The 7,632-nt window shown below is 62.5% G+C and carries 8 protein-coding genes and 1 pseudogene; all 9 read right to left on the reverse strand.

Features of this window, described 5'->3' with window-relative positions:
* Positions 1-16: 16 nt before the first annotated feature.
* Positions 17-997: an alpha-ketoacid dehydrogenase subunit beta gene (locus tag GXH28_RS02590; RefSeq protein ID WP_169237442.1), complete on the reverse strand. Its 981-nt coding sequence runs from the start codon at positions 995-997 to the stop codon at positions 17-19.
* A gap of 80 nt (positions 998-1,077) precedes the next feature.
* Positions 1,078-2,037, reverse strand: coding sequence for a thiamine pyrophosphate-dependent dehydrogenase E1 component subunit alpha (locus tag GXH28_RS02595; RefSeq protein WP_169237443.1), 960 nt, complete (start codon positions 2,035-2,037; stop codon positions 1,078-1,080).
* Positions 2,038-2,178: 141 nt separating this feature from the next.
* On the reverse strand, positions 2,179-2,829 hold the full coding sequence (locus GXH28_RS02600; RefSeq protein ID WP_169237444.1) for a MerR family transcriptional regulator: 651 nt from the start codon (positions 2,827-2,829) through the stop codon (positions 2,179-2,181).
* A gap of 354 nt (positions 2,830-3,183) precedes the next feature.
* The gene (locus GXH28_RS02610) at positions 3,184-3,645 is read right to left on the reverse strand and encodes an amidohydrolase family protein (protein ID WP_338140944.1); all 462 of its coding nucleotides are present in this window, start codon (positions 3,643-3,645) and stop codon (positions 3,184-3,186) included.
* The gene (locus tag GXH28_RS02615) at positions 3,576-3,983 is read right to left on the reverse strand and encodes an amidohydrolase family protein (RefSeq protein ID WP_169237447.1); all 408 of its coding nucleotides are present in this window, start codon (positions 3,981-3,983) and stop codon (positions 3,576-3,578) included. Before GXH28_RS02615 ends, GXH28_RS02610 begins: the two co-directional genes overlap by 70 nt.
* On the reverse strand, positions 3,980-4,825 hold the full coding sequence (locus GXH28_RS02620) for an ABC transporter permease subunit (protein ID WP_206156684.1): 846 nt from the start codon (positions 4,823-4,825) through the stop codon (positions 3,980-3,982). Before GXH28_RS02620 ends, GXH28_RS02615 begins: the two co-directional genes overlap by 4 nt.
* 1 nt (position 4,826) lies before the next feature.
* Positions 4,827-5,735, reverse strand: coding sequence for a carbohydrate ABC transporter permease (locus GXH28_RS02625; protein WP_169237449.1), 909 nt, complete (start codon positions 5,733-5,735; stop codon positions 4,827-4,829).
* 80 nt (positions 5,736-5,815) lie between these two features.
* Complete coding sequence (locus GXH28_RS02630; RefSeq protein ID WP_169237450.1) at positions 5,816-7,234, reverse strand: ABC transporter substrate-binding protein; 1,419 nt, start codon at positions 7,232-7,234, stop codon at positions 5,816-5,818.
* A gap of 197 nt (positions 7,235-7,431) precedes the next feature.
* A pseudogene (locus tag GXH28_RS16030) lies at positions 7,432-7,632 on the reverse strand (ISKra4-like element ISMfu2 family transposase); the annotation flags it as partial.

A 7,632-nucleotide genomic window follows, 5' to 3' on the forward strand; every position in this document is an offset into this window, starting at 1 on the left:
CTTTGAAAGACACTGCTTATTCCTTCATGAGCTTTAACGCGCCGCGCACGATGGCATCTGGTTGCGGCAGCACGACGTCCTCAAGCGTTTTGGCGACGGGGATCGGCACATCCAGGCCGGCCACGCGCATGATCGGCGCGTCGAGTTCGTCGAACGCCGTCTCCATCACCCGCATGGCGATCTCCGCGCCGACGCCGCATGAGGCGTGCGACTCGTGCGTGATGAGCAGGCGATGGGTCTTGCGCAGCGATTTGACGATGGTCTCGATGTCCATGGGCGCGGTGCAGCGCAGGTCAATCACCTCGGCGGAGATGCCGTGCTCACGCTGGAGCGCCTCGGCGGCTTCCAGCGCGAACAACAACTGCCGCGAGTAGCTGACGATGGTAAGGTCTTGGCCCTCGCGCTTCACATCGGCTACGCCGAGCGGGATGGTGTATTCGCCATCCGGCACGGGCCCTTTGGTGTTGTAGAGCAGCTTGTGCTCAATGAACATGACCGGGTTCTCGTCGCGCAGGGCGCTCTTGAGCAGCCCTTTTGCATCGGCCGGCGTGGCCGGTAGGACCACCTTAAAGCCGGGGATGTGCGTGAACAGCGCCTCAAAGCTCTGCGAGTGCTGCGCGCCGTTGCCGCGCCCGCCGCCTTGTTGCGCCCGGATCACCATCGGCACCTTCACACGGCCGCCGCTCATGGCGCGCATCTTCGCCGCCTGGTTCCAGATCGAGTCGGCGGCGACCAGCGCAAAGTCCATGAACATCAACTCGGGCACCGGGCGCTTGCCGGTCATGGCCAGGCCCACGCCCATGCCGATGAAGCCGGCCTCGCTGATCGGCGTATCGCGCACGCGCTCCGGGCCGAACCGGGCCAACAGGCCCTCGGTCACCCGAAAGACGCCGCCATAGGCGCCGATGTCCTCGCCCATCAGGATGATGTTGGGGTCGCGCTCCATCTCTTCGGTGAGCGCCTCGCGCAATGCTTGCGTGTAGGTCAACTCTCGCATGGCAGGTCAATTTTTCAACCGAGCAGCGCGCTGAGATCGCGCAGGAGGTTTTGCGTGTTTCGCAGCTCGGCCGTGAAATTTCAGACCCAGAAGTCGGTATAGGCTTCCTCGGGATCAGGATAGGGTGATTCTCTGGCAAACTTGACGGCATCCGCGATCTGCTGTTGCACGCGCGCGTGAATGGCGTCGAATTCGGCGTCGGTCACGCCCTCGGCCTGAGCCAGATGCGCGCGCAGCCGCTTGATCGGGTCGCGTTCGCGCCACGCGGCCACCTCTTCTTTAGTGCGGTAGCTCTCGGAATCGCCGATCATGTGGCCGAGCAGGCGATAGGTGCGCGCTTCGATGAAGGTCGGGCCCTCGCCGGCGCGGGCCAGTCGGGCCGCTTCGCGCACGGCGTCGTATACGGCGCAGACATCGTTGCCATCCACCACGACCGCGCGCATGTTGTAGCCTTTGGCCCGGTCGGCGACCTGTTCGAGCGGGTTGGACTTGGCCAGCGGCGTCATCTCGGCGTAGAGGTTGTTCTCGCACAGCAGGATCAGCGGCAGCTTCCACAGTTGCGCCATGTTCAGCGCCTCGTGAAATGCGCCCTGGTTGATCGCGCCGTCGCCGAAGATGGTCAGCGCGACGCGGCCGTTGCGGTCGAGCTGTGCGCTGAGTGCCGCGCCGGCGGCGATCGGCACGCCGGCGGCGACGATGGCGTTCTCGCCGAGCAGGCCGATGCTGGGGTCGGCCCAGTGCATCGAGCCACCTTTGCCCTTGCTGACGCCGGTCCTGCGGCCAAGCATCTCCGCCATCGCTGCGTTCACGTCAATGCCTTTGGCGATACATGCGCCGTGGCCGCGGTAGGTGCAGGTCAGGTAGTCGTCGGGGTTGATGGCGAAGCATGCACCTACGGCGGTTGCCTCCTGGCCGACGCATGGATGAAACGAGCCGCGGATCTCCTTCTCCATGTAGAGCTGGACGCAAGCCTCCTCGAAGGCGCGAATCAGCGCCATGCGCTCATACATCGAGAGCAACAGGTCTTTAGGAAGAGACATAGGCAGGATGTTTGGGTTGAATGACTCAACACGAGATTGTATGTCGAAGCGTGCAGATGTGCATCCGGCAAGTAGCGCGAAGCGCGCCGTTCGCAGGTGCGATCTGCGCGGGCATGTAACTCGCAGCCACACGTCTATGGCTCACGCGCGGCGTCGGTTGCGTGGCGGTGTGGGGCCCGAGGCATCGGCCTCGTACACCTCGGCAATGGCCAGTTGCACAGCGTTGAGCAGCGCGTTGATGCGTTTGACCAGCCGGGAGCTATCGCCGGGTCGTACGGGCGCGGTTTCTGAGAGTTCGAGCGTTGCCTCCAGCAACTTATCGCGGAAGAACAGCGCGGCTTGCAGCGCGTCTTTGAGCGACGCGCCGGCCGTCTTGCTCAGCTCACCGTAGTCTCTGCCCAACGCACGCGCTTCTTCCAGCAGATGGGCACCGTCATCAGCGGAGACGTACTGCAGCGTCAGGCCCATCAGCCGGCGACCGAGCGCCCGATGCCGTTCGCGCATCGGTTCATCCAACGCGGCCAACCAGCCGGCGGCGCTGCGCTCGGGTAGCTCCTGGCGCGCGCGCGTCATCGCCCGGTCGGCCCATGCTTCGGCCAGCGACACCTCGCGCCGGGCCACGCGATGCAACTCGGCAAAGCGTTGAATGTCCGACTGTGCAAAGCGGCGATGGCCGCCGGGCGTGAGCATGTAAGGGATTTCGCCGTTGTCGGCCCAGCGGCGCAACGTGGCCGGGTGTATGTTCAAGTAGGCCGCCGCCTCTTTGATGGACAGCCAACTTTCGCTCGCCATTGATTGCGACATTTGAACTCGCTTTAGGGGTGACAGAATCTTGTGCAAATCTACTCGAATTCCTGCCTGGCGTCTCGACGACCACTTTCCTGCTCATCACCGTAGGCTGCGATGCGCGCAGCTCCGAGCGATTGTACGTCTGGTTGCTCACGCGCCCCTGGTTGCAGAAACCAACAGTTTTGTATCTCAACCCCTGCCTCCAGGCCGACATCGCGCGGAGGGGCTTACAGTGGCGCGAGCTGATCGTTTTGCTCTTCATTCCCAATCATTATCTACGGGTTAGTGACCAGCCGGGCGTTCGGCGGGCTGGCGCGCGATCCATCTGCGCTGGCCGCACATCGCGAAGCGATGCGGTCAGAGTGCCTCGGGCCAGCGTAGTAGTCGGACGAGATTCCCGCCCAGCACGTGGGTGACGTCTGCTTCGGGCCAGTCGGACAGGTGCGTGCGCACCCACGCCGGCGAGCCAACGCCCCAGGCCAGGCGCGCCGGCCCGAAGGCATCGGCTACCTGGCGGACGAAGCGTCGCACGCTGAGATACAGCGGCGCATCGCCGGCGATGTGGTCGAGGCCGGATAGCTTCATGACCACGTTGGGGAAATCGGCCAGAGCCAGCACCTCGGCGTATTCGGGGATCGTGCCATAGGCCGGCTCGCCGAGATGGTCAATCAGCACCGTCGTTTCGGGGAAAGCCGTGATCAGGTCGCGCGTTTGCGCTGCGTAGTTCGGGCCGATATGCAGCTCGATGATCAACCCGAGCGCGGCGGCCTTCTCCCAGAGCGCGCGCACGCCGGCATCGCTGAAGTTATCGAGATACATCTCCTTGCCGCGATGCGCGTGGAAGCGCATCGCCATGATGCGCGGCTCACAAGTTCTTCCAGCTTGCGCGGTGCGTCTGAGTCTTTTGGATAAAACAGTGCTGTCGCACGCAGGCGCTCCGGCCCGCGCGCGAGCGCATCGAGCACGAGCGTGTGATCGTCGCCGTAGGGTTCCGGCTGCACGATCACCGCGCGATCCACGCCGCGCTCATCCATCGTGTGCAGGTAATGCGCCAGCGGGTCGTCGTGCGTCTCCTGCGGTATGTAGGTTGCGCGCGGATGCCAGGGATAGCCCACTGTGTCGCTGCTGAAGAGATGATGGTTCCACTCGACGATCACGTCTTCACTGCTCCTGCCGCCAGGCCTTGCACCACGAAGCGCTGCGAGAGGTAATACAGCGTCATCACCGGCACGGCGGCCACCACCGCGCCAGCCATGATCAGCCCCCAACGGAACACGTCGCCGGTGATGAGGTATTGCAACGCCACCGGCACGGTGCGAATCTCCGGTGACGTCGTGAAGATCAGCGCCAGCAGCAATTCGTTCCACGCGCCGGTGAACGTGAAAACGCTAACGGCGACTAGGCCGGGCGCAGCTACCGGCAACAAGATGCGAAAGAGCGCCTGAAGGCGTGTCGCGCCGTCCACCATCGCCTGCTCTTCCAAGTCTACCGGCACGTTGCGAAAGAATCCCATCAACAGCCAAGTGCTGAGTGGCGCAGCGAACGTGAGGTAGGTGAAGATCAGGCCGTGCAGCGTATTGCCCATTTGCAAGCGGTTGATGATGACCGCCAGTGGGATGAACAGCAATGACGCTGGCGTGAGGTACGAGAACAAAATCAGCCGGCCGATCCACGTGCGGCCGCGGTAGCGCAGCCGCACCAGGCTATAGGCGGCCAAGCAACTGATGAACACGGAGATGACCGTGGCGCTGCCAGCCACGATCAGGCTATTGCGCATGTTCACGGCGAAACCGCGCCGTCCCAGCAACTCGACATAGTTCATCAGTGTGGGGTTCGGCAACAAGAGCGACGGCACGCGATAGATGTCGCGATTTGTCTTCAGCGACACCGTGAGCATGTAGTAGATCGGGAAGAGGATGAGGATGGCCAGCAAGACCAGACATGCGTAGGCCAGCACTTTTTGTGAGGGGCTGAGTTTGTGCAGCATCGTCTGTTCCACCCTATTCCTGATTCCGCTCCAGCAGTTTCACGCCGATGAAGGCCATCATCACGAACACGGGCAACATCGCTACCGACACGGCAGCTGCCTCACCGATGCGCAGCGTCTGCAAGCCGAAGTAGGCGAGCACCGGAAAGGTCATCGTCGCGTCCGATGGGCCGCCTTGCGTGATGAGCCAGACGTTCTCGAAGCTGTTGGTCGTCCAGATCGTCGAGAGCAGCACGACGACGAGCACCACCGGCAGGATGCCGGGGATGGTGATGTGCCGGAAGCGTTGCCAGGCGTTCGCGCCGTCAATCGCTGCTGCTTCGTACTGCTCCTGCGGCACGCTCTGCAGCGCGGCCAGAAACGAGATCACCCAAAATGGAAAGCCGCGCCAGAACGTGGCCAGGATCACGCTGGGCATAGCCAGCTCGCGGCTGAGGAAGTCTATGTTGCCGAAGCCCAGGCCGACGGCGATGATGTTGAACGCGCCGCCCTGGGGCAGATACAACAGCTTCCACGTCAGATAGGCGACGAAGGCCGGCATCGCCCAGGGCAGCAGGATCAACCCCCGCCAAAATTGCCGGGCGCGAATGGCCTGGTTGAGTAGCAGCGCGATGCCCAGGCCGAACACCAGCTTCATCGTTTGCACCGTGCCCACCAGCACGATGGTGTTGACGATGGCCTTCTGGAAGCTGGGCACCTTGGACAGATAGATAAAGTTGGCCAGGCCGACGAATTGGCCCTCGGTGCCGATCTCGCGGTTGGTGAAGCTGATCGTCACACCGAAGATGAACGGATAGACGACGAGGATGAGCAAGCAGATCACCACCGGCGCGACTAGTGCATAGCCCAGCAGGCTGGTGCGTTTGCTGAGCGAGATGCGGCTGGCACGGACGGGGGATTGCAACGTGGCCGGTCTTGCCATGAGCATGAGAGCGTGGGGAGTTGGGAGTGGTTTTATCACCGACTCCCGACTCCCCACTGACTATTCGCCTCTTCAGCCCCTTACTTGTACTTGTCGTAGATCGCCTGGCAGGCGGCCTGTGTCTCTTTGATCGCGTCTTCGATGCTAACGTTGTCTACGACTACGCGCTGGATCATCTTGGGGATGAGGAAGTTCGCGTTGAACTCGGCGTAGGCCGGGTTGTCCACATCGGGGAAGGCCGGCGGTGTGCCGTTCTTCGCCACATCGAGCAGGCCGACGTGAATCGGGCTTGCCTTGAATACCGGGAAGTCCACCTGGCTGTTGAGCACCGGGCCGTAGATGGCGTTGGCATAGTATTCCTTCATGAACTCATCATCGGCCAGATACATGAGCAGGTCTTTGGCCAGGTCCTTGTAGCGGCTGGTCACCGGGATGGCGCGCACGTTCGGGCCGTAGGGCTGCAACTGCAGCTTCGGGCCGGCCGGCAAACCGGAGAAACGCGTCGCCGCCAGTAACTCCGGATCGTTGTCGCGCAGGTTGAGGTATACACTGCCAGGATTGGCGATGAAGGCTGCCTGGCCGGCTTGATAGGCCTGGTTGTCGCCGGCGCCGTCCCAGGTGGTCACGCCGGGCGGGAACAAGCCCTTCTTGTATAGGCCGGTGATCCACTCCATGAAAGTGCGGGTCTCCGGGCTGTCAATCGTGCAATTCTTACCCTGATCATCGGCGATGCGCCCGCCCCAGGTCTGCAACATCGTCACTGTCAGGTTGCCGTCGCCGACATTCGACAGCGCAAAACCCATGCCGTATACCTTGGGCGGGTCATTGACGGCCTCGGCCATCTGGCCGAGTTCTTCCCACGTCTTGGGTGCTTCGTTGAAACCTTTCGCGCTGAGCAAGTCGTGGCGACGGTTGATCAGGTTGCCGGAGAGGCCAAACGGGATGCCCCACACGCTGCCGCCGTATCTGGCCGGATCAACTGACTTGGCTGCCGATTCGAGCCAGCCGCCATGCGCTTCACCGATTTGCTTAAACACGTCGTCCAGCGGCTCGAGTTGGCCATTCTTGGCGAGCAACTGCATCAGGCCGGTGCCCATGTCGAGCGCGTCGGGCATAGTGCCAGCTTCGACTGCTGCCGAGACCTTCTGTTGCGTCTCGTTCTGGTTGATCATCACCACGTCCACTTCGATGCCTCGCGCCTTGCCCCATTCGGTGATCTTGTCCACCAGCATTTGGTTAGCCACGTCAGAGAAGATCAGGCCACCCCAGTAAGTGAACTTGCCGCTGGGCTGCGGTGCCGCAGGCGGCTGGGTGGCCTCGGCAGCAGCTGGCGGCGCGGTCGCGGCTGGCACTTGTGGTTGGGCTGGGGCGGCTGGCGGCGTGGCGCATGCCGCTACCACGAGCGCCAGCGCGGCCGGCAAGGTAAGCCACTGGGCCCGTTTGGCAGTGATGCTGTTTCGTCTGCAGTCGCGATCTTGACGTTCATCGTACGGTTGCATTCGGTAACCTCCTGGTTGTGAACAAATGTGAATGTGGATAGATGATGCGCTCTTTCGCCCTGGCGGAATACGCCTGCGTGCGACGTTTTCAAACAACCCGTTGATCAACAACCCGTTATAGGACAACGATGAAGGGCGATAGACGGAACACGAATAGTATAGTATAGAGGTGAGGGTGTAGCGCAGATTTGTGACAGTCACCGCTGGCGGCACTGACGGATTGCGGCGTCTAGCCGATTGCTGTGCAGTTCACACAAGGCGGCGAGCATGGCCGCAGCATGCCGCCGTTCCCAGCCGCGACACAAACGTCGCTGTATCACCGTCTTGCAGCCGCTCTCCACCACGCCGCTGCCAATCGGCAGCCCTTGCGCGCGGAACTCTGCATAACGCATCCGCTC

The organism is Candidatus Roseilinea sp. NK_OTU-006 (assembly GCF_012931985.1).
Lineage (GTDB): Bacteria > Chloroflexota > Anaerolineae > J036 > Brachytrichaceae > JAAFGM01.

Excerpts from the sequence above, each read along its gene's own strand:
- GXH28_RS02625 (WP_169237449.1), bottom strand. The coding sequence starts at position 5,735 with ATGGCAAGACCGGCCACGTTGCAATCCCCCGTCCGTGCCAGCCGCATC.
- GXH28_RS02595 (WP_169237443.1), bottom strand. The coding sequence starts at position 2,037 with ATGTCTCTTCCTAAAGACCTGTTGCTCTCGATGTATGAGCGCATGGCG.
- GXH28_RS02630 (WP_169237450.1), bottom strand. The coding sequence starts at position 7,234 with ATGCAACCGTACGATGAACGTCAAGATCGCGACTGCAGACGAAACAGC.
- GXH28_RS02590 (WP_169237442.1), bottom strand. The coding sequence starts at position 997 with ATGCGAGAGTTGACCTACACGCAAGCATTGCGCGAGGCGCTCACCGAA.
- GXH28_RS02610 (WP_338140944.1), bottom strand. The coding sequence starts at position 3,645 with ATGTATCTCGATAACTTCAGCGATGCCGGCGTGCGCGCGCTCTGGGAG.
- GXH28_RS02600 (WP_169237444.1), bottom strand. The coding sequence starts at position 2,829 with ATGGCGAGCGAAAGTTGGCTGTCCATCAAAGAGGCGGCGGCCTACTTG.